Origin of the sequence: Collinsella sp. WCA1-178-WT-3 (M1) (assembly GCF_009696325.1) — a bacterium.
GTDB lineage: Bacteria > Actinomycetota > Coriobacteriia > Coriobacteriales > Coriobacteriaceae > Collinsella.
The window spans coordinates 200,678-220,777 of record NZ_VUME01000003.1; the positions used below are offsets into that span (position 1 = coordinate 200,678).

Below are 20,100 nucleotides of genomic sequence, written 5' to 3' on the forward strand. Positions count from 1 at the left end.
GCACCCCATTGGGTGCGCATTGAACTTCTTACCGTATTCGATTCTACCGATTCGCCGAGGAAAAACCACCCCGCGGCGGGTTTGCTCTGGATATAAAACCGCCTGTCCAGAGTTTAGTGTCGGTCCGTGACTCACCCGGGGCTTAAGCGGACGGAGACTCCGCATCAGCATTGCCGGTAGCCCAGCGATGGTAGCCGATCACAAACGGATCCAAGTCGCCATCGTCGAGAACGGCGTCGACGTTGCTGGTCTCCACGCCCGAGCGCAGGTCCTTGACCATCTGATACGGATAGAGCACGTAGCTGCGGATCTGGTTGCCAAAGCCAATCGTGGTCTTGGGACCGCGGATCTCGTCGAGCGCCTCGGCGCGCTTCTCGAGCTCAATCTCGTACAGGCGGGCCTTGAGAATCTGCATACACGCGGCCTTGTTCTGAATCTGGCTGCGCTCATTTTGGCAGGTCACTACAATGCCGCTGGGAAAATGCGTCACGCGCACGGCGGAGTCGGTGGTGTTGACGCCCTGGCCGCCCGGGCCGCTTGCGTGGTACACGTCGACGCGGATATCGTCGGGGTTGATCTCGATATCGATATCGTCGGGCAGCACCGGAATGACCTCGACGCCGGCAAACGTAGTCTGTCGACGCTTCTTGTCATCGGTGGGGCTAATGCGCACCAAACGGTGAACGCCGGCCTCGGCACGAAGCATACCGAAGGCATCCTTGCCCTCAACGGTAAAGGTCGCGCGATCAATGCCAATGACCTCGGCAGCGGGGCAATCGTTGATGGTGACCTTCCAGCCGCGGCGCTGGCAGTACTTCATGTACATCTTAAAGAGCATGAAGGTCCAGTCCTGCGCCTCCAAGCCGCCCTGTCCGGGCTTGATGGTCACAATCGCGTCACCGTGATCGAACTCGCCGGTAAACCAGCTCGAAAGTTCGAGCTCATCGATGGCGCGCGCCAGACGATCAGCCGTGGCGGCAGCCTCCTCACGCAGTGCAGCGGCATCGGGGTCATCGCCCATTTCCTCGGCAAGTTCCAGCGCCGCGCGGGCATCGGAGAGCTCGCCGCGCGCGGTATCCACGGCGGCGATATCCTCCTTGGCGCGCGCAATCTCTTCCATCGTGGCGCGAGCGGCATCGGCGTCGTCCCAAAAGCCGGGAGCGACGCTCTTGGCCTCAAGCTCGGTCACGTGGGTGCGCTTCTCGTCCAAATGGAGATACGACTCAACCTCGCCGAGCCGGTCCGCAAACGCGTCCAGCTCGGCGGGCGTTACCTCTAAAGCCTCGGCCATTAACGATTCCTGCCGTGGCAGTACTTGAACTTCTTGCCGCTGCCGCAAGGGCACGGTTCGTTGCGGCCCACGTTGACATACGGGTCGTCGCTCTCGGACTTGCGGTAGGTGGTCACCTTAGCGCCGTTGTTGACAGCTGCCGGTCCGCCCTGGACGGCCGTGCGAGCCTGTGCCCGTGCCTCCTTGCGCAGGACCGAGTTGCCGTTGTCGCCATCGACGTCGGCGGGGCCGGAGAAGCGCGCACCCTCGAGCGCGGGGTCCTCCTTACGCTCCACAGCCTGCGGGGCGGCCTTGATCTCGATGCGCAGGACGGTGCGAAGGTAATCCTCGTACATGGTGTCAACGAGCATCTGGAAGGCGCCATAGGCCTCGGTCTTGTACTCGACCAGCGGGTCGCGCTGACCAAAGCCGCGCAGTCCGATACCGGTCTTGAGGTAGTCCATCTCCTGCAGGTAGTTCATCCAGCGGGTATCGATGACGCGCAGCATGACCTGAGTATTGAGCTCGCGCATGAGGTCCTCGCCTAAGCGCTCGGCCTTCATGTTGTAGCACTTCTCGACGTAGGCCAGGACATCGGCAGCAAGGGCCTCGTAATCCTCGTCGGGGAACTTGGGCGTATCGATATGGCCGGTCAGCTCCACGACCCACTTGCGCAGGCCATCGAGGTCGCGCTCGCCGTCGTGGCTGTCCTTAGTGCAAAACTCCTGCACGCAGCGGTACACGGTGTCGTGCATGACCTCGGTGATGTGGTCGGTCAGGTCCTTACCGTCCAGAATCTTGTTGCGCTCGGCGTAGATAACCTGGCGCTGTTTGTTCATCACGTCGTCGTACTCAAGAACGCTCTTGCGCATGGAGAAGTTGATGCTCTCGACCTTGTGCTGGGCGCTCTCGACGGCCTTGGAGATGATCTTGTGCTGGATGGGCATGTCGTCGCCCATTTCTGCCGTGACCATCATCTTGGAGACGCGGTCCATCTTGTCGCCACCGAACAGGCGCATCAGATCGTCCTCGAGCGACAGGTAGAACTGGGTCTCGCCTGGATCGCCCTGACGACCGGAGCGGCCGCGCAGCTGGTTGTCGATACGACGGGACTCATGGCGCTCGGTACCGATGACGGTCAGGCCGCCGGCGGCAAGCACGCGCTCGCGCTCGGCCTTGCAGGTCTCCTTGGCCTCGGCGTTAAACTGCTCGAGCTGCTCGGGCGTCACGTCCTCCATGGTCAGGCCCTCGTACTCAAGGCGCTCGCGCACCAGCTCGTCGGGGTTGCCGCCCAGCAGGATGTCGGTACCACGACCGGCCATGTTAGTAGCGATGGTCACGGCGCCGTAGCGTCCGGCCTGGGCAACGATATGAGCCTCGCGCTCGTGGTGCTTTGCGTTGAGGACCTCGTGCGCGATGCCGCGCTTGGTAAGGGCGGCCGACAGCTTCTCGGAGCTTTCGATGGAGACGGTGCCCACCAGGACCGGCTGGCCCTTGGCGTGACGCTGCTCGACATCATTGGCAACGGCGTTGTACTTGGCCTGGATGGTGCGGTAGACCAGGTCCTCGTGATCGACACGCTGCACGGGCTTGTTGGAGGGAATGACCTCGACGGGCAGCTTGTAGATCTCGCGGAACTCGGCGTCCTCGGTAAGTGCCGTACCGGTCATGCCGGAAAGCTTGTCATACAGACGGAAGTAGTTCTGCAGGGTGATGGTGGCAAGGGTCTGGTTTTCCTCGCGCACGAGCACGCCCTCTTTGGCCTCGATGGCCTGATGCAAGCCCTCGGAGTAGCGACGGCCCTCCATGATGCGGCCGGTGAACTCATCGACAATCTTGACCTCGCCGTTGGTAACGACGTACTGCTTGTCGCGGTGGAACATGTATTGGGCCTTCAACGCCTGCTGCAGGTGGTTGACCAGCTGGCCCGAAAGGTCGGCGTAGATGTCCTCGATACCCAGGCGGCGCTCGATCTTCTTGAGGCCGCGCTCGGTGGCGGCAATGGTGTGCTTGGCCTCGTCCATGACGTAGTCGCCCGTGGGCTCCACGTCCTCGGTGGCGGTGAGCATATCGTGCGACACGTCCTCGCCGCGCTCCAGCCCGCGCACGGCGCGCGCGAAGTCCTTGTAGGTGCTGGCCGACTTGGTGCCGGCGCCCGAGATGATAAGCGGGGTCCTGGCCTCGTCGATCAGGATGGAGTCGACCTCGTCGACGATAGCGTAGCTGTGGCCGCGCTGGACGCGCTGCTCGGGGCGGGTGACCATGTTGTCGCGCAGGTAGTCAAAGCCAAACTCGGAGTTGGTGCCGTAGGTGACATCGGCCTGGTAGGCCGGGCGCTTAAGCTCGAGCGGCATGTTGTTCTGCAGCAGGCCGACGGTCATGCCCAAATACTTGTAGATGCGGCCCATCCACTCGGAGTCGCGCTTTGCCAGGTAGTCGTTGACGGTAACGACATGCACGCCCTTGCCGGCGATGGCGTTAAGATAGCCGGCCAGGGTGGAGACGAGCGTCTTGCCTTCGCCGGTCTTCATCTCGGCGATATGACCCTCGTGCAGCGCCATGGCGCCGATGAGCTGTACGTCAAAGTGACGCATACCCGTGATGCGCTTTGAAGCCTCGCGCACGGTGGCAAAGGCCTCGGGGAGCATGTCGTCAAGCGACTCGCCGTTAGCGTAACGCTCGCGGAACTTGTCGGTCTGGCCGCGAAGCTCCTCCTCGGTCATCTTCTCAAACTGAGGCTCAAGCCCGTTGATCTGGTCAACGATCTTGTAGTAGCGCTTAAGGTCCTTATCGGATCCAAAGGACAGCAGCTTTGACATGAATCCCATGTGGTTTTCCTTTTTTGGCCATCGCCCGTAGCGCACTGCACTGGGCGAGTTAAACACAGATATTTGTACTTTAGCCAAACGGGACGCACGCTATACGCTCGACCTCATCCCCCACGTAATAACTACGACCGACCTGCCAAAAAGGGACGTTTAACTACGACCGACCTGCCAAAAAGGGACGTTTTATTTTAGTGGCTACGGCCCAGATAGGCGCCGATAACTTTGCGCTGCTCGGCGCTCGCCCGATAGTAGACGCGAAGCTCGCCTTCGGCATCCAAATCAAAGCGCGTCTCGTCAATCAGGCCATTCTTGTGCGCGGTCATGAGCGCCTCCTGCATGCGCGGCCTTGCAAAGGCGGCAAACGATGCGTACTCGGCCGCGAGATCGGCCATCACATCGTCGACGCAAGCCTCGTCATGGTAAACAAAATAATCGAGCATGGCATAGTTAAGCGGAAGCATCCCGATCACCGTCCTTTTTAACCATGTCGAGGGGATTCACGGCGATCAGGCAAATGCCGACGAGGTTGACGACGGCCGCCACCCATGCGACGGACGGAAGCGCGTAGCCGTCAAAGCCCAAGACCAGGCCGACGATAATCCACGTAAACAGCGGCGCTGTAAAGGTATAGGTGCCGTTGATGGCCATGCCCAGCGCCGTGCCGCACATGGAGTTGGCGCGATACCAGCTCATAAACGAAAAGTAGGCGGCAAAACCGGAACAGGCGAAAAACACGACGGAGGATTTGTCGGTGAGCGCTTGGGCGACAAAGACGTAACTCTGACCAAGGGGCTCTCCGCATGCCATGGTTAGGGCCGGCAGTACCAAGCACAGGTTGCCGACGCCCGAGACAAGCTGACGGATGTTGATGGCGATCTGAGGATCGATCATGCAGGTGGCGCGGCCGCCCACGCATCCCTCGACGCCCCAGCACAGGGCGGCTAACAGCGCCAGGCCCAAGCCAAGCGTCATGCCGGAAGATGCCTGCCCGCTCAGGCCGGCGCTACCGATCATAGCGCCGGCGACCACGCAGACAACGATGCCGGTGACGACACGGGGGCTAAGCGGCTGTCGGTAGAGCACGCGGGCGAGCACCGCACCGATCGCGGGGTTGAGCGCGGCGATGGGCACAGCAAGCGTGCCTGCCTGCGAAAGCGCGATAACGTAGGCAGCAGAAGCGATGGGCCCGCCAATGAAGGCGGCGGCGATAACGATGACACCGGGCTTTGAGGCGATGCAGCGGCCTAGGTCGGCGAGTTTGCCCTGACCGGCAGTGAAAAACGTGGCCCAGACGGCACTCAGCACGTCGTTGACGCCCGAGGCGATTGTGGGCAAGATGAATACCGCCAAAAGGCCGGAGGGAGCAAATGCATCGAACCAACCGGCCCAAACGCCAAAGAGCTGACCGGCGGTAACAAAGGCCGTGTACAGCGCATACATGCAGCTCGAAAGCGCCGCGACAGCGATACCCTTCCTAAAATAGGCAGCATCGAGCGCACGCTTCTTTGCCACCGCGAGCTCGCGATTGCCCAAGGACGTCGATGTGTCCACGTAGCCTCCTATCGGTTACCTGCCAAAAAGGGACAGGTTTATTTTGGCAGGTTTTATCTGGGCAAACGAAAAATCCCCACCGTTCGGTACAAAGAGGACGTGCTACTTTGCGTCGATAAGAAAAGGGCCGTGCACCAATTGGATGCACGGCCCTTTTGCCATGAATGCGAGCGATTCCTCGGCGAGCTATTTACTCAGCAGCCTCGGTGGTCTCGGCCTCGGCAGCGGCCTCCTCGACGGGAGCCTCTGCGGGAGCCTCGGCGGCCTGCTTGGCAGCCTCCTCGGCAAACTTAGCGGCACGCTTGGCCTTCTCGGCAGCCTTAGCCTCAGCGGCGGCCTTGCGAGCGGCCTCGGCCTCAGCAGCCTTGGCGGCCTTGGCAGCCTTGGCCTCCTCGGCCTTCTTGAGCTGGGCGGCAGCGGCGCCACCGAACTTGTCGGCGAAGCGCTGGACGCGTCCACCGGTGTCGACGAACTTCTGCTGGCCGGTGTAGAACGGGTGGCACTCGTTGCAAAGCTCGACCCTCATCTCGGACACGGTAGCGTGCGTCTTGAAGGTGTTGCCGCAGGAGCACGTCACCGTGCACTCGACATACTGGGGATGGATACCCTGCTTCATGGTAGGACTCCTTATTGGTCAGGCGCTGGTTACCGATCAGCGCATAAGGCGTCTTGGTTTCCGACCAAGACAACAAACTCGGGTATGGTACCACGGCGTCGAGCGTCCCACAAAAGGTTCACGGTCTTTACGCCGGAGTACACAGGCGAATCTGCCCGATCGCGGCGCCAACAGAGCCGCCCGAGCTGTCAAGGGTGCCAAAAATACACCCTACGAGACAAGCGCTCCATGTTGCAGACGTGTAACGCCGCAGCAAAGGTGCCCCTTTTTGCACGGGACAGGTACAATGATGAACACTGTACCGTAGCGGAGCGCCGCCGTGCGCCGCTAACACGCGAAAGGGTTTCCCATGGCCGAGATCTCGTCCTCCCGTATCGTCATCACCGTCCTTGGCAAGAACCGCCCCGGCATTGTCGCCGGCGTCACCCGCGTCCTGGGCGAAGCCAATGTCGACATCCGCGACATTACGCAGTCCATTATCGAGGACATCTTCACCATGACCATGCTGGCCGACACCGCCGAGTCCAAGCTCGACTTCGCCGAGCTGCAGAAGGCCCTGGCCGAGGCCGGCGAGCTTTCGGGCGTCAACGTGTCCATCCAGCGCGAGGACGTCTTTAACTTTATGTACCGCCTGTAGCGAACAGGCTGCGTGACGACGGCCCAACGTGCGCCCAGGCGCAACGTCGCCACATGGCCTGGAGAGGAGCGCACATGGCCTACGACGCCAAGAAAATCTATTACCGCTTCGACGACCACCTGAGCCGCCTGGTCTTGGACTACGAAGCAAGCCGCCAGATTTCGCCCGAAAGCGAAAATCTATACTACGGCCTGCCGACCGACCCTTATGACGAGGAGCTGTATGTCGAGCACGATGTCAAGCGCGGCCTGCGCAATGCAGATGGCTCGGGCGTGGTTGCAGGCCTCACTCGCATCTCGGATGTGCATGGTTACAACAAGGTCGACGGAAAGGTTGTGCCCGATCAGGGTAAGCTCACGCTTCGTGGCTACAGCATCGAAGATCTGGTCAACAATGCCCAGGCCGAGAACCGCTACGGCTACGAAGAAGTCGCCTACCTGCTCATCACGGGCTCTCTGCCCACCAAGGAAGAGCTTGACGGTTTTTGCGATCGCCTGGGTGCTTTTAGGCACCTGAGCGACGAATACGTCCGCGTGTTCCCCATGACCACGGTATCCTCGAGCGTCATGAACGTGCTTCAGCGCGCCGTGTTGCTGCTCTATGCCTTCGATGCCGAGCCCGATGTAATCACACCCGAGCACGAGATCGACGTTGCCATTTCCATGCTGGCACGTCTGCCCCGCATCGCCGCCTTTGCGCACATGGCATCGATCGCAAAGTGCCACGGTTCGGAGATGCACGTGCCACACCCCACGCCCGGTCTCTCCACCGCCGAGACCATCCTGCAGGTGTTGCGCGGCGGCATGGCGTTCACCCGCGACGAGGCCATGCTGCTCGACGTGATGCTCATGCTCCACGCCGAGCACGGCGGCGGCAACAACTCCACCTTCGCCTGCCGCGTGCTGTCGTCTTCGGCCACCGACCCGTATTCCGCCTACGCCGCGGCTATCGGCTCGCTCAAGGGCCCGCGTCACGGCGGCGCCAACGCCAAGGTCGTATCCATGCACGAGGACATTCGCGCGCATGTTTCCAACTGGGAAGACGATGACGAGGTTGCTGCATATCTGAGCAAGATTCTCGACAAGCAGGCCTTTGACGGCACGGGGCTCATCTACGGCATGGGGCACGCCGTCTACACGCTCAGCGACCCGCGCGCCGAGGTCTGCCGCCACTACGCACGTTCGCTCGCCGCCAAGAAAGGTCTGGGCGAGGAATTCGCGTTGATCGAGCGCATCGAGCGCCTGGCGCCCCAGGTCATGCGCGACCACGGCATGACCAAGCCTATCTGCGCCAATATTGACCTGTACACGGGCTTTATCTACAAGATGCTCGGCGTACCCGAGACGCTCTTTACGCCGATGTTCGCCGTGGCCCGCATGGCAGGCTGGTCGGCACACCGCATGGAAGAGCTCTTCTGCGCACACCGTATTATTCGCCCGGCATACCGTCCGGTGATCGAGCCGCTGGAGTACAAGCCGCTCGCCGACCGTTAGGACGCGCACCGTTATAGAACACGAGCGTGGCCAGGGTATCACCGCCCTCGGCCACGCTTTTTATGCCAGCAGAAAGGGCTGTATCGAATGATTGTTTTTTCCGATATGGATGGAACACTGTTGACGAGTGACAAGCAGATGAGCGACGCCACCTGGGCGATGCTCGACGAGCTCGCACGTCGCGGCATTGAGTTTGTACCGTGCACGGGGCGTCCGCTGTCGGGCGTCTTTGAGGCCATCCTCGCCCATCCTGCCGTGCACTACGCGGTCTGCGCCAATGGCGCTAGCGTCTGGCAGCTCGACGAGGATGTGCCCACCGATGCCTCACGCGCCACGCGCATATTGAGCCGACCGCTCGACCGCGCCATCGCCCACCGCGTCCATAGCATTGCCGCCGGCCACGATGTGACCTTCGATATCTTCGCGGACGGGCAGTGCTTCCTCCCCCGCTCGCTCTACACGCGCCTGGACGAATTCTGCGGCGGAGATCCTCACATCGCGGCTTCGCTCAAGCGCACGCGAACGCCGATCGACATGGATATCGACAGCAAAATCGACGAGGTCGAGGTGCTCGAACGCATCGCCATGTACTGGCACGACTCAGCCGACCGCGATGCTATCGTGGCGGCGCTCGACACACTCGAAGGCATTGAGGTCACGCGTTCGTACGCCATGAATATCGAGGTCATGGGCGGGGGCGCCACCAAGGGAACGGCATTGGCTTGGCTATGTGGGCATCTGGGCGAGCCTCTCGCCGACGCCTGGGCGTTCGGCGACAACATCAACGACATCCCCATGCTGCAGGCAGCGGGCCACGGTACGGCGATGATCAATGCCGAGCCCGAGGACCGCGAAGCCGCCGGCGCCATCACCGAATACGACAATGACCACGACGGCGTCGCCCGCGCCATCATGGCCGCCCTCGCCTAGCAGCAGCAACCCGGCAGGGTAGCTAATTTGGGACGGGGCTTTTTTAGCTACCCTGGTCACAGTAGTCGTTGGGGGCACTCTTCGCGGGGCGCTGCAAGGACTGTCCCCATCTGCCGAATTAGGCGAGACTCTCCAGCACGCGACGGAGCTCCTGCTGGACGGCGTGGTCGCGGTTGCGCCCCACCACGCGATCGGCAACGGCCTTAAGCGCGGGGCGCGCGTTTTCCATCGCGCAGCCCGTGCCGACAAAGCGAATGATCTCGTAGTCGTTCATCGAGTCGCCAAACGCCATGACCTCGTCGCGTTCGACGCCATAGTGCTCCATGAGCTGTGCGATGCCCGAGGCCTTCGACACACCGGGCTGCATGGCATCGATCCACGCGTTGCCCGAAGGCGCAAAGGTAAAGAACTGGCCGAGCTCGCGCTGCAGTACGTAAGCGCTGTCCATAACGGCACCATCATCGCAAAAGATACTCGCCTTGATGATATTTACGCTGGGATCGGGCAGCTCCCAAATGCGCTCGGCATTGGGAAGGTCCTTATCGACCTCGCGTACGAACTTGCACTCGTCATCGAGCAAAAAGGACTTGGTTCGGTCAAAGAGTGCAAGATGCAAATTGGGAAACGTCGCGACGGCCTGGGCGAGCTTTCGAATCGCCAGGTGCGAATACACCTCGCGGTCTACCATTTTGCCGTCGGCGTAGACCTGGGCACCGTTAGCTGCGACAAAGTCCATCTTGTCGCGAACGGGTGCAAAGAACTCGCACAGGCGATCGTAGCGGCGGCCTGACGATGCGGCAAAATGCACGCCATGCTCGCGTAGCGCCAAAATCACTTCGTAGGTCTCGGGAGGCACCTGGCCGTTTTCGTCAAGCAACGTGCCGTCCATATCGGATGCAATCAGCTTAAACATAGAAAAGCTCCCTTCGGGCTTGCTGGAATCGAACGTGTATCCGATTCCAACGTACCCAAAGGGAGCTCAAATAAGACCCCGCAGTCATAAACGTTACATAGACCTGGCAAATAGCTCACGCGCACCAGAGAGCCCACGGTCGCGGCGTCAGGCGACACGCCAAAGAGTGTCCCCAGCGACTAGTCGTTTAAGAACGTCCCGATGATTAGTCGGCGTAGGTGAAGGTGGTGACGTCGAACATGCCCTCGGGGCGGATGCGGAGCGTCGGGATGACCGGCAGGGGCAGGAAGATGATGCCCATGATGGGGTCGAGCGGCGGCTCAATACCCATGGCGCGCGCCTTGACCATAAAGTCGTCGTGCTGCGCTGCGACATCCTCGGCCGTGCCCTCGCTCATCAGGCCACCGAGCGCTAGCGGAATGCGCGCCACGACCTCGCCGTTGCGCACCAGCACGTGACCGCCCTGGCCCACGGCCTCAACAGCAGCCATCATATCGGCGGCGTTGTCGCCCACCACGCACACGTTGTGCGAGTCGTGGCCGATCGTGGAGGCAATGGCACCACCGGTGATGGTGAAACCGCGCACCCAGCCGCGACCGATATGCTTGCCGACCAGGCCCAGGCCAGCGGGGCCGTCGCCGTCGACGCCCTCGGCTTGCAGCGACACGCCGCGGCCATGGCGCTCAATCAGCATAATGCGGCGCAGGCCCTCGGCGCTCTCGGGGCGAGCCATACCCGTGATGGCCTTACCCGGCACCACGTCAATCACAGCCTCGCCCGGCTTAAAGGCATAGTCGAAAACGTCGAGCGAAAGCTTCGGCAGCTTAACAGAGGCGCGCAGCTCGTCGGCAAGGGCTGCAACCTCAGCCATCTCGGGTGCGATCTCGCCCACAAAGGTGCCATCCTGCGCCACCAGAGCACCGGCGGCATATACGCGATGCGGGGCCGTGGCAAACGTCAGATCGTTGAGCACCAGCAGGTCGGCACGCTTGCCCGGAGCGATGGCGCCGCGGAGCTCATGCGGGTCGCGGCAACCGTGGTCCAGGCCAAAGGCCTCGGCCGTGGAAAGGGACGCCATGGAGATGGCGACCACCGGGTCGATGCCGGCCTCGATGGCCACGCGGCATGCGTTGTCGATCATGCCGGTCGAAAGCGCGTCGGAGGGAGCGCGGTCGTCGGTCGCAAAGCAGCAGCGGCGGGCACGGGCGGGGTTTTCCAGCAGCATAGGCGACAGGTTGGCAAGATCATGGCTGCAGGTGCCCTCGCGCAGCATGACATACATGCCGCGGGATAGCTTGTCGAGCGCTTCCTCGGGAATCGTCGACTCGTGGTCGGCGATAATACCCGCCGCGGCATAGGCGTTGAGATCCTTGCCGGCAACAAGCGGAGCATGACCGTCGACCTGCTTGGACGGCGTCTGGTTGGCAGCATCGATGCGAGCGCAGGTCTCGGGGTCGGCCATAAAGACACCCGGCAGGTTCATCATTTCGCCCAGACCAAAGACGTCGCCCGGATGCTCGGCAAAAAACGCCTGCATATCGGCAGCGGTGATGACGGCACCGGCCTGCTCGTCGGGCAGTGCGGGCACGCACGAAGGCATCATGTACTTGATGGAGATGGGTGCGCGACAACCGTCCTCAATCATAAAGCGCAGGCCGTCTAGGCCGGAAACGTTAGCGATCTCGTGGCTGTCGGCAATAGCGGTGGTGGTGCCACGCGTCGCCGCCATGCGCGCATACTCGGCAGGGCGGATGTTCGAAGACTCGATATGCAAGTGTCCGTCAATAAAACCGGGTGCGAGATAGCGACCCTGGCAGTCGATGACCTCAGCTGCCTCGTACGTGCCAGCAGCTTCATCTCGACCATCGTAGAGAACACCGACGATCACGCCGTCCTTGACGGCGACGCTACCGGGCGCCACGCGCTGACCGTACACATCAACGATCTGTGCGTTGGTAAACAGCATGTCGACGGGCACGCGGCCCTCGGCGGCATCGATCACAGACCTCATGACCTCAACGGACATACATACTCCTTTAACCGTAGAAAAAAGCTGCGGAGCGGACAGACCTTCACCGCAGCAAGCCAATAGCCATTGTATGCCCAAACGATGGGCCAGCAATACGCCCCTCTGCTTAACGGCACACACCGCTTGGCGCAATGGGGACAGGCTGCTTTGCACCACTGACAAGGAGTGTCCCAAAGTGCCGGCACAAAAGGATCATCCCTAAGTGCCAAAAAGGCCGCAGTCGGAAATCCCGGCTGCGGCCTTGTTGCACTTGTGAGGTCAACTTGCTCGTTAGACCAACTTGAAGCCCTTGCGCTTGCCCACGGAGAGGGTGTCGCCCAGCTTGAGGGCACTGGGGTCGATGTTGTAGCTCTTGGGAGCCACGGCCTTGCCGTTGATCTTGACACCGCCGCCATCGATGTCGCGACGAGCCTGGCCGGCGCTGGCCGAAAGACCCAGGTCCTTGAGCAGGCCGGCAAGGTAAATCTGGCCCTCGTCGTTTACGGTCAGCTCAATATGCTTCTCGGGGAAGTCGGCGAGCTGGCCCTCCTTGAACACACGGTCGAACTCGGCCTGAGCCTCGTCGCCGGCACCGGCGCCGTGGTAGGTGTCGCACAGGTCGCGGCCCAGAGCGCGCTTGAGCTCATAGGGATCGGCAGAGCCATCGGCCAGGGCAGCGTCGATCTTGTCGACCTCGGCCGGGGTGAGCGAGCTCGCCAGGCGGTAGTACTTGCCGATCATCTCGTCGGGGATGGACATGGTCTTGCCGAACATATCCTTAGGCGCGTCGGTCAGACCGATGTAGTTGCCATAGGACTTGGACATCTTACGGACGCCATCGGTGCCCTCGAGCAGCGGCATGGTGAGCGCGATCTGCGGCTCCATGCCCATCTTCTCCATGAGCTCACGGCCGGCGAGCAGGTTGAAAAGCTGGTCGGTGCCGCCCATCTCCACGTCAGCCTTGATCATGACCGAATCGTATGCTTGCATCACGGGATACAGGAACTCGTGCAGGGCGATCGGCGTCTGGGACTGATAGCGCTTGGTAAAGTCATCGCGCTCAAGAATGCGGGCGACGGTGAACTTGGAGCACACCTGCAGCAGACCGGCCAGGTCCATCGACAAGATCCAATCGCCGTTGTGCACGATGGTGGTCTTCTCGGGGTCCAAGATCTTCATGGCCTGGCTCACGTAAGTCTCGGCGTTGGCCTCGATCTGCTCCTGAGAAAGCTGCGGGCGGGTGGAGTTCTTGCCCGAGGGGTCGCCGATCAGTGCGGTACCGTTGCCGATGATCAGGGTGACGTTGTGGCCCAGGTCCTGGAACTGGCGCATCTTGCGCAGGGGCACGGCGTGGCCCAGGTGCAGGTCGGGGCTGGTGGGATCGACGCCGAGCTTGATGTTGAGGGGCTCACCCTTCTCAAGCTTCTTGCGAAGGTCGGCCTCGGGGACGATCTTTGCGGCGCCCGAGGTGATGATACGCATTTGCTCGTCAACAGACAGCATTGGGTATCCTCCTTTTGCTATAGCACCCTCGCCGAAAACGGCGGTGCTGGAAGTCCATAAACTCTCATATGATAACAAACTGACGCGACGCAGCACCTACGACAGGAAAATCCTCGTCCTGCCGCATGCGTCGATGGCAACTGGCAGACGTGTACCGTCACGCTCAACCAGATAGCGCGTCTGCCGGCGACGCAAGCAGTCGCGGCAACAGGCCTGTCCCGTCGCATCGGCGGCGCAGACGCCCTCGGCGGTCAGCAGGCAGTGCTCGCACACCATGAGCTCGGGACGATCGGTATCGACGGGGCCCAGGACGCCAGGACAGGCGGCAAGCTCGGCAACGCGTTTCGCATCGTGAGCGACAAGTTCGGCAGGCAAAAACACGCGCTGCGCCCCAAGCCCTCGCAACCAGGCGAGCGTTGCCCGGTTCGCACAGAACACCGGCGCTGCCACGTCAAAGGCGACGCGCAGTTCGCGAGCTATCGCCACTTGTCCCAGATTACGACAGACGATGCGGCCGGCACGCTGCATGAGAGACCGAGTCCGCTCGATATCGCCCACACGGCAGACCTCGTCGAGCACAACAGTCGCATCGGACAGGTCGAGCTCTTCGTTCGGGTCCTGGTCCATCAGCTGCCAGGCAAAGACCAAGCGAGCGGCGACAGACTCTGCAGGTTCTTCCGGCTGCGTTCCGCTATCCATCAGAACGCCCGCAAACGGCAGCGTCTCGACAGCGCGTTTCGCAAGCACGACCGCATCGGCCTCGGCCCGCATGCGCTCCACTGCCGCCGCCGTTTGCTCAAGCACGCCAGCGCTGCGAATCAGATACACTTCGCAGCCTGCGTCGACCTTGCGCTTGCAATGGACAACGATGCGCTCCCCCGCCGCGGCATCCACCGGGCAGGGAACTTGCGGCCAGCGTTTAGGTACATCGGGCCGAGCGTCGGCGCCCGGGTAAAACCTAATCTCGAGCGTATCGCCCGCCGCCACGGCGGCATCGAGCTCGACGGTCACTTCCTCGTGTCCCACGGCAACCAAACGGCCCACACGCACGCCCTGGTTGATCGCGCGTTCAAAACTCATAAGCTCCGCGCCCGAGCGGCCTCGCAGATACGCGTCGGTAAACCCGCGGTTAAACGACCTTCCCAGCTCACGTTCGAGCGCCTGCACGGCATCGGGATCCCACGCGCCATCACGCAGCATATCGAGCGCCCGGCGCCACGCCCGCACCACGTTGTAGACGTAATCGGGGTTCTTCATACGCCCCTCGATCTTGAGCGACGCCACCCCGGCAGCAACAAGCTCGGGTAAATGAGCAATGCCCAGATAGTCACGCGGGCAGAGCAGACGATCGCCTTCGACGGCAACGACGCTCTCCCCAACCTCACCCACCAAATCGTATGCCAGGCGGCACGGCTGCGTGCAGTCGCCACGCATCGCCGACCGTCCGCGCCGCAGGGCCGAAAACTCGCACGCGCCCGAATAGCCAATGCATATGGCGCCATGGCAGAACACCTCGATGGGCACACCGGTAGCGCAGAGCGTCGCAATCTCTGCCACGGTCAGCTCGCGCGCCGTCGTCACGCGCTCGACCCCCAGCTCGTCAGCCGCCAAACGCACGGCCCCCTTGCTATGGACGCCCGCTTGGGTGGACAGATGAATCTCGACCCCCGGAATTGCCGCATGCAGCGCGCGGGCTAGGCCCGCATCTGCCACGATCAGTGCATCGGCGCCCAGCGCATGCGCATGTGCCCCCAGTGCCACGGCTTCGGACAGCTCGTCGTCGAACACGAATACGTTGAGCGTCACGTACACGCGCACACCATGGGCGTGCGCCACGGCACACCCGCGCGCAAATTCGTCGTCACTAAACCCGTGCGCACTCACGCGGGCGTTAAATCCGCTCAACCCGGCATAAATGGCATCGGCACCTGCCGCGATCGCGGCGAGCATCTGATTGAGCCCGCCAGCCGGAGCCAACAGCTCGGGCAGTGCCAGCCCCGATGTTGGCGTCCCATTCCCGCATTGTCTGCTAGGCTCAGTCGCCCAAATCGCCATCGGCAAACTCCTTACCAAGGTATGCAATCGCTCTGTTAATTGCCGTCAACCAGCATACACGAGGCTTCGCGCGGCTCGATTGGTTTATCGTGTAATAACTTATGTCCATCCTGCCCGACGCACACCCGCCGCCTGGCACGACATACTTGGAGGTCAACATATGGGTCCTCGCCAACGACAGGGACACGGTCGCTCTAAGACGCACGTCCTGCCCGTCATCCTGCTTTCGCTTTTGGGCTTTTTGCTCATCGCGGGCGTAGCATTTGGCATCGGCATGATCGGCAACGTCAACCGCTGGCTGTCCGACCTGCCCGACTACACCGACGCCAACGCCTACCTGGTCAGCGAGCCTACCGAGATTGTTGACTGCAACGGCAACAAGATCGCCAGCTTCTATACCCAAAACCGCAAGTCCATCACCAAGGACCAGGTCTCCCCGTACGTCCTGCAGGGCACGATCGACGTCGAGGACGAGCGTTTCTACGAGCACGGCGGCATCGACCTCTTGGGCATCGCGCGTGCCTCGGTGGCAACCCTTGCCGGCGGCCACGAAGGAGCCTCGACCATCACCCAGCAGCTGGTGCGCAACACCATCCTGCAGGAGGAGCAGTTCGACTCGACCATCGAGCGTAAGGTGCGCGAGGCCTATATCGCCATCAAGATGGAGGACATGTACTCCAAAGACGAGATCCTCATGATGTACCTCAACACCATTTACTATGGCCACGGCGCCTATGGCATCGAGGCCGCCGCCGAGACCTATCTCTCCAAGAGTGCTTCCGACCTCACCCTGAGCGAGGCCGCGCTGCTCATCGGTCTGCCCAACTCGCCTTCACAGTACGACCCCACGGTTAATCCCGACCTGGCGCTGTCCCGCCGCAACAAGGTTCTGGACAACATGCTGCGCCTGGGCCACATCACGCAGGAAGAGCACGATGCCGCGCAGGCTGAGCCCATCACCCTCAACGTGACCGAGATCTCGGGCAGCGGCGTCGACGTATACTCACAGCCCTACTTTGTCTCCTATGTCAAGCAGCTGCTCGAGCAGGAGTTCTCCACCGACGTGCTCTTTAAGGGTGGTCTGACTGTTAAGACCACCATCGACCCCACCATGCAGCAGGTGGCCGAGGAGGCTGTGCGCGCCCAGCTCGACACGCTTTCGCTCGATGGCCTGGACATGGGCATGGTTGTCGTTGACCCCAGCACCGGCTACATCAAGTGCATGGTGGGCGGCTACGACTACAACGCCGACGAGAATCACGTGAACCACGCTACGGCAAAGCGCCCCGTGGGCTCCACGTTTAAGGCCTTTACGCTGGCAACTGCCATCCAAAACGGCATGAACCCCAACGTCAGTCTCAACTGCAACTCGCCACTCAAGGCCAAGGGCACCACGACCGAGGTGCAAAACTATGGCAACCAGAGCTATGGCAACATCACGCTTAAGCAGGCAACGGCATACTCATCCAACACCGGCTACATTCAGGTGGCCGAAGCCATCGGCAATGACAAGATCATGTCGCTCGTCAAAAAGCTCGGCATCGATCCCGCCAAGGACAATATCGAGGACGTTCCCGTCATGACGCTCGGCACCGGGTCCATCTCACCGCTCGAGATGGCATCGGCCTACGCCGCTTTTGCCAACGGCGGCTATTATCGCCAGCCAATCGCCATCACCGAGATCGACTCGCGTACCGGCTCGGTTCTGTACCAGCACACCGACAATCCCACGCGGGTGCTCACCGAAGGCGAGGCTGCCGCGGTTACCGACGTTCTATCCGGCGTCATGCAGGGCAGCGGCACGGGTGCCGCCGGCGCGCTGAGCGTCAACCAGCCCTATGCCGGCAAGACGGGCACCACTGACAACACCACCAACCTGTGGTTCTGCGGCTACACGCCGCAACTGGCATGCGCCCTGTGGACCGGTTATTCCGCAGGCGAAATTCCCATCCAAAAGTACGGTTCGGACCTGCTGGGCGACAGCACCAACCTGCCCGTCTTTAAGAAGTTCATGAACACCGTTCTTGCGGGCGCCGAGCGCGAGGAGTTCCCGACCGGAACGGCTCCCACGTACAAGAACAATAACGTCTGGAAGTTCTACGGCACAAACAACAAGAAGAAGGAAGAGGACGAGGATAAGGACGAAGACGAGGAAGAAAAGGAGGAGACCACCGGCGGGAGCGGCAACGAGGGCGGTAACACCGGCGGCGAAGGCGATGGCGGCGGTACCACCCCTACTCCCAGCCCCGACCCCAGCCCCAGCCCCAGCCCCGACCCCAGCCCCAGCCCCAGCCCCGACCCTGGCCCGACCCCCGATCCCAGCCCTAGCCCGACCCCCGATCCCTCCACAGGTCAGTAGATAGCAAAGCGCCCGAGCAGCTCAAATGCTCGGGCGCTTTTTGCTGGGACATACATGGCATATCGCGCGCAATCGAGATGCCGCGATAGCACCGCCACAAAAAGGGCGGCGGCTCAAAACCGACGCCCCTGTATTTCTACCGTCTTAACTGGCGTTGTTTACGCGCGTAAAGCTATTTACGCGCGGCACTGAGCTTGTTAATCAGCGCTTCGAGGCGTTCGCCATCCTCGGCAGTCTGAGCGATAACCAAAATCGTGTCATTGCCGGCAAGCGATCCGAGCACATCGGGCAGCTCGGCCGCATCGACAGCCGCGGCAATGCCCGAGGCGGTGCCGGGCTGAGCCTTAATCATAACCAGGTTGTCGGTGCGCAACACACCGGTAACCAGCTCGGAGACCATGCGCTGCAGGTGCAGGTCCTCAGCCAGAACATAGATGCCCTCGGGCAGTTTGCGCAGCCCCATATCGGCGATGTCACGCGAAACCGTCGCCTGCGTGCAATCAAAGCCCATGGCGCGGAGTTCGTCCACCAGCACGCGCTGCGTACGCACGTCTTTATTGCGCACGATATCTCTGATGGCATCCTGGCGCCCGTTGCGTTTTTTAGCCATATAAAACCTCACTCCATAGATGGCGAAGACAATCTATCAGTGATTGAATAGTTTAGCGCTATTTGAGGCTATTTGTGAATAAGAACGCATTTCGAAACAATTCTATGCAAATTATTTTCGAATATGACGCAGCTAGGCTATCCTTGCGCCCGTTCTGTTCAAAAAAGCAGCCAGATGCGCATACATAACGCAGCGCATAGGCTTAACGTTGGCAATCGGCCCAAACAAAAGCCCAAGGCCTCGGCGCTCTCCCTTAAGGGCCACCGCCATCTGGCGGGTCCGCACGTCATTGAGCATATCACGCAATCGTGCCGTGCGCTCAATTGAAGACACCCCATGGGGGCTCAGGCACAAATTCTCGATACAAGCAACCAAGCGGCCATAGTAAAACCGTTGGCAGGCCAGCTTTAGATGGTTATCGTCATCTATTGCGTCAAATGGCACGCAAAGCTCTTCAAGCGCCTTGGCGTCATCGGAAAGTCGCGAGAACATGGTGGGGTCGAATGAATCCGCAACCGATGGCGCGGCCGTATGGAAACAAGCTTCGGCGCACCCAAATACGCGTTCCGCATGCGAAAGGGCAGGCGCCAAAAAGGCGATCGCACGATACGACTCGGCATGCTGCAGACACAACTCAAACAGGGCGCGTTCATACATCACGCCGGAATTATGACAAACCAGACCGCTCTCGACCAGCTTGGCCAGGCCTGAAGCCCGGTCTCCATCGTCGGCAAGGGCAATGGATTGCGCGTCCAACATACGAGAATGGCGTTCCCGATGCGTATCGTAGCGATCGAGCGACACCGAGGGAAATACGATATCTGCCGAGGTCTCACAAGCGACATCGAGCATTGCCAAAAACGCGTGCGGCGCAAACCACTCGTCGGCGCTCATTGCGATAATGTGGGCCCCGCGCGAAGCGGCAAAACCCTCGCGAAGGCAAGCTCCGCTCGACGGATCGTCAACGTCTATCAAATCGATGTGAATATCTCTGCCCGCGGCAACATCGAGCGAATGACGAACGCCCGGCGCAGCGTTGCGACATGCAACGACAATCTGCATATCGTAGAGGTCTTGGTTTTGGACGCTTTCGAGTGCACGCATCGCGTAGCTGGGCGAACCCTCCACAACAAGGATCACCGAAAGTCGCGGAAGCGAGCCACGTCGAAGCAAGTTATCCATCCTCTCGACAGCAATAATCACCTGCCGTTCATGGTACACCCCGGCAATAAACGCAATGAGTCGCCTGATGCGCTGCACGCCAAGAACAGATGTTGCACACGGCTCGCCCACACGAGCAGCATACTTAGATGGCTCTCGCTTCTCC

General features: G+C 61.2%; 15 protein-coding genes. 4 read left to right on the forward strand and 11 right to left on the reverse strand.

Annotation, left to right across the window (positions count from 1 at the left end; genetic code table 11):
- Positions 1-142: 142 nt before the first annotated feature.
- The 5 genes from prfB to rpmE form a co-directional block, all read right to left on the reverse strand.
- Positions 143-1,291, reverse strand: coding sequence for a peptide chain release factor 2 (prfB, locus tag FYJ40_RS03405; protein WP_154516009.1), 1,149 nt, complete (start codon positions 1,289-1,291; stop codon positions 143-145).
- The gene (secA, locus tag FYJ40_RS03410) at positions 1,291-4,098 is read right to left on the reverse strand and encodes a preprotein translocase subunit SecA (RefSeq protein WP_154516012.1); all 2,808 of its coding nucleotides are present in this window, start codon (positions 4,096-4,098) and stop codon (positions 1,291-1,293) included. The genes prfB and secA overlap by 1 nt, the downstream gene beginning before the upstream one ends.
- A 188-nt stretch (positions 4,099-4,286) precedes the next feature.
- Positions 4,287-4,559, reverse strand: coding sequence for a hypothetical protein (locus FYJ40_RS03415; protein WP_154516015.1), 273 nt, complete (start codon positions 4,557-4,559; stop codon positions 4,287-4,289).
- Positions 4,546-5,649, reverse strand: coding sequence for a hypothetical protein (locus FYJ40_RS03420; protein WP_370450585.1), 1,104 nt, complete (start codon positions 5,647-5,649; stop codon positions 4,546-4,548). Before FYJ40_RS03420 ends, FYJ40_RS03415 begins: the two co-directional genes overlap by 14 nt.
- 190 nt (positions 5,650-5,839) lie before the next feature.
- On the reverse strand, positions 5,840-6,265 hold the full coding sequence (gene rpmE, locus FYJ40_RS03425) for a 50S ribosomal protein L31 (protein ID WP_154516018.1): 426 nt from the start codon (positions 6,263-6,265) through the stop codon (positions 5,840-5,842).
- A 349-nt stretch (positions 6,266-6,614) separates the two neighbouring features.
- Here rpmE and FYJ40_RS03430 point away from each other — a divergent pair, with 349 nt between their 5' ends.
- From FYJ40_RS03430 to FYJ40_RS03440, 3 genes are all read left to right on the forward strand, one after another.
- On the forward strand, positions 6,615-6,902 hold the full coding sequence (locus FYJ40_RS03430) for an ACT domain-containing protein (protein WP_006235289.1): 288 nt from the start codon (positions 6,615-6,617) through the stop codon (positions 6,900-6,902).
- Positions 6,903-6,976: 74 nt separating this feature from the next.
- On the forward strand, positions 6,977-8,395 hold the full coding sequence (locus FYJ40_RS03435) for a citrate synthase (RefSeq protein WP_154516021.1): 1,419 nt from the start codon (positions 6,977-6,979) through the stop codon (positions 8,393-8,395).
- 87 nt (positions 8,396-8,482) lie between these two features.
- On the forward strand, positions 8,483-9,325 hold the full coding sequence (locus FYJ40_RS03440) for a Cof-type HAD-IIB family hydrolase (RefSeq protein WP_154516024.1): 843 nt from the start codon (positions 8,483-8,485) through the stop codon (positions 9,323-9,325).
- A gap of 118 nt (positions 9,326-9,443) precedes the next feature.
- Here the strand turns inward: FYJ40_RS03440 and FYJ40_RS03445 are convergent, their stop codons facing one another.
- The 4 genes from FYJ40_RS03445 to FYJ40_RS03460 form a co-directional block, all read right to left on the reverse strand.
- Positions 9,444-10,238 carry a Cof-type HAD-IIB family hydrolase gene (locus FYJ40_RS03445; protein ID WP_154516028.1) on the reverse strand — a complete coding sequence of 265 codons (795 nt, stop codon included), beginning with the start codon at positions 10,236-10,238 and terminating at the stop codon, positions 9,444-9,446.
- A gap of 205 nt (positions 10,239-10,443) precedes the next feature.
- Positions 10,444-12,264 carry an adenine deaminase gene (locus FYJ40_RS03450; RefSeq protein ID WP_154516031.1) on the reverse strand — a complete coding sequence of 607 codons (1,821 nt, stop codon included), beginning with the start codon at positions 12,262-12,264 and terminating at the stop codon, positions 10,444-10,446.
- A 273-nt stretch (positions 12,265-12,537) separates the two neighbouring features.
- Positions 12,538-13,749, reverse strand: a complete 1,212-nt coding sequence (tyrS, locus tag FYJ40_RS03455) for a tyrosine--tRNA ligase (RefSeq protein WP_154516034.1) — start codon at positions 13,747-13,749, stop codon at positions 12,538-12,540.
- Positions 13,750-13,845: 96 nt separating this feature from the next.
- A complete protein-coding gene (locus FYJ40_RS03460) occupies positions 13,846-15,804 on the reverse strand; it encodes a U32 family peptidase (protein WP_154516037.1) in 1,959 nt (652 codons plus the stop codon).
- A gap of 160 nt (positions 15,805-15,964) precedes the next feature.
- On the opposite strand from FYJ40_RS03460, the gene FYJ40_RS03465 reads away from it, so the two are divergent.
- Positions 15,965-18,163 carry a transglycosylase domain-containing protein gene (locus FYJ40_RS03465; protein ID WP_154516040.1) on the forward strand — a complete coding sequence of 733 codons (2,199 nt, stop codon included), beginning with the start codon at positions 15,965-15,967 and terminating at the stop codon, positions 18,161-18,163.
- A 172-nt stretch (positions 18,164-18,335) separates the two neighbouring features.
- Here the strand turns inward: FYJ40_RS03465 and FYJ40_RS03470 are convergent, their stop codons facing one another.
- Both FYJ40_RS03470 and FYJ40_RS03475 read right to left on the reverse strand, forming a co-directional pair.
- Positions 18,336-18,773 (reverse strand): arginine repressor, encoded by a 438-nt coding sequence (locus FYJ40_RS03470; protein ID WP_154516043.1) that lies wholly within the window; start codon positions 18,771-18,773, stop codon positions 18,336-18,338.
- Between the two features lie 132 nt (positions 18,774-18,905).
- Complete coding sequence (locus FYJ40_RS03475; protein ID WP_154516046.1) at positions 18,906-20,066, reverse strand: glycosyltransferase; 1,161 nt, start codon at positions 20,064-20,066, stop codon at positions 18,906-18,908.
- Positions 20,067-20,100: the final 34 nt, after the last annotated feature.

Coding starts and splice junctions, on each gene's coding strand:
- FYJ40_RS03435 (WP_154516021.1), top strand. CDS start 6,977: ATGGCCTACGACGCCAAGAAAATCTATTACCGCTTCGACGACCACCTG.
- FYJ40_RS03460 (WP_154516037.1), bottom strand. CDS start 15,804: ATGGCGATTTGGGCGACTGAGCCTAGCAGACAATGCGGGAATGGGACG.
- FYJ40_RS03415 (WP_154516015.1), bottom strand. CDS start 4,559: ATGCTTCCGCTTAACTATGCCATGCTCGATTATTTTGTTTACCATGAC.
- FYJ40_RS03470 (WP_154516043.1), bottom strand. CDS start 18,773: ATGGCTAAAAAACGCAACGGGCGCCAGGATGCCATCAGAGATATCGTG.
- FYJ40_RS03440 (WP_154516024.1), top strand. CDS start 8,483: ATGATTGTTTTTTCCGATATGGATGGAACACTGTTGACGAGTGACAAG.
- FYJ40_RS03450 (WP_154516031.1), bottom strand. CDS start 12,264: ATGTCCGTTGAGGTCATGAGGTCTGTGATCGATGCCGCCGAGGGCCGC.
- secA (WP_154516012.1), bottom strand. CDS start 4,098: ATGGGATTCATGTCAAAGCTGCTGTCCTTTGGATCCGATAAGGACCTT.
- rpmE (WP_154516018.1), bottom strand. CDS start 6,265: ATGAAGCAGGGTATCCATCCCCAGTATGTCGAGTGCACGGTGACGTGC.
- FYJ40_RS03465 (WP_154516040.1), top strand. CDS start 15,965: ATGGGTCCTCGCCAACGACAGGGACACGGTCGCTCTAAGACGCACGTC.
- FYJ40_RS03445 (WP_154516028.1), bottom strand. CDS start 10,238: ATGTTTAAGCTGATTGCATCCGATATGGACGGCACGTTGCTTGACGAA.
- FYJ40_RS03430 (WP_006235289.1), top strand. CDS start 6,615: ATGGCCGAGATCTCGTCCTCCCGTATCGTCATCACCGTCCTTGGCAAG.
- prfB (WP_154516009.1), bottom strand. CDS start 1,291: ATGGCCGAGGCTTTAGAGGTAACGCCCGCCGAGCTGGACGCGTTTGCG.
- tyrS (WP_154516034.1), bottom strand. CDS start 13,749: ATGCTGTCTGTTGACGAGCAAATGCGTATCATCACCTCGGGCGCCGCA.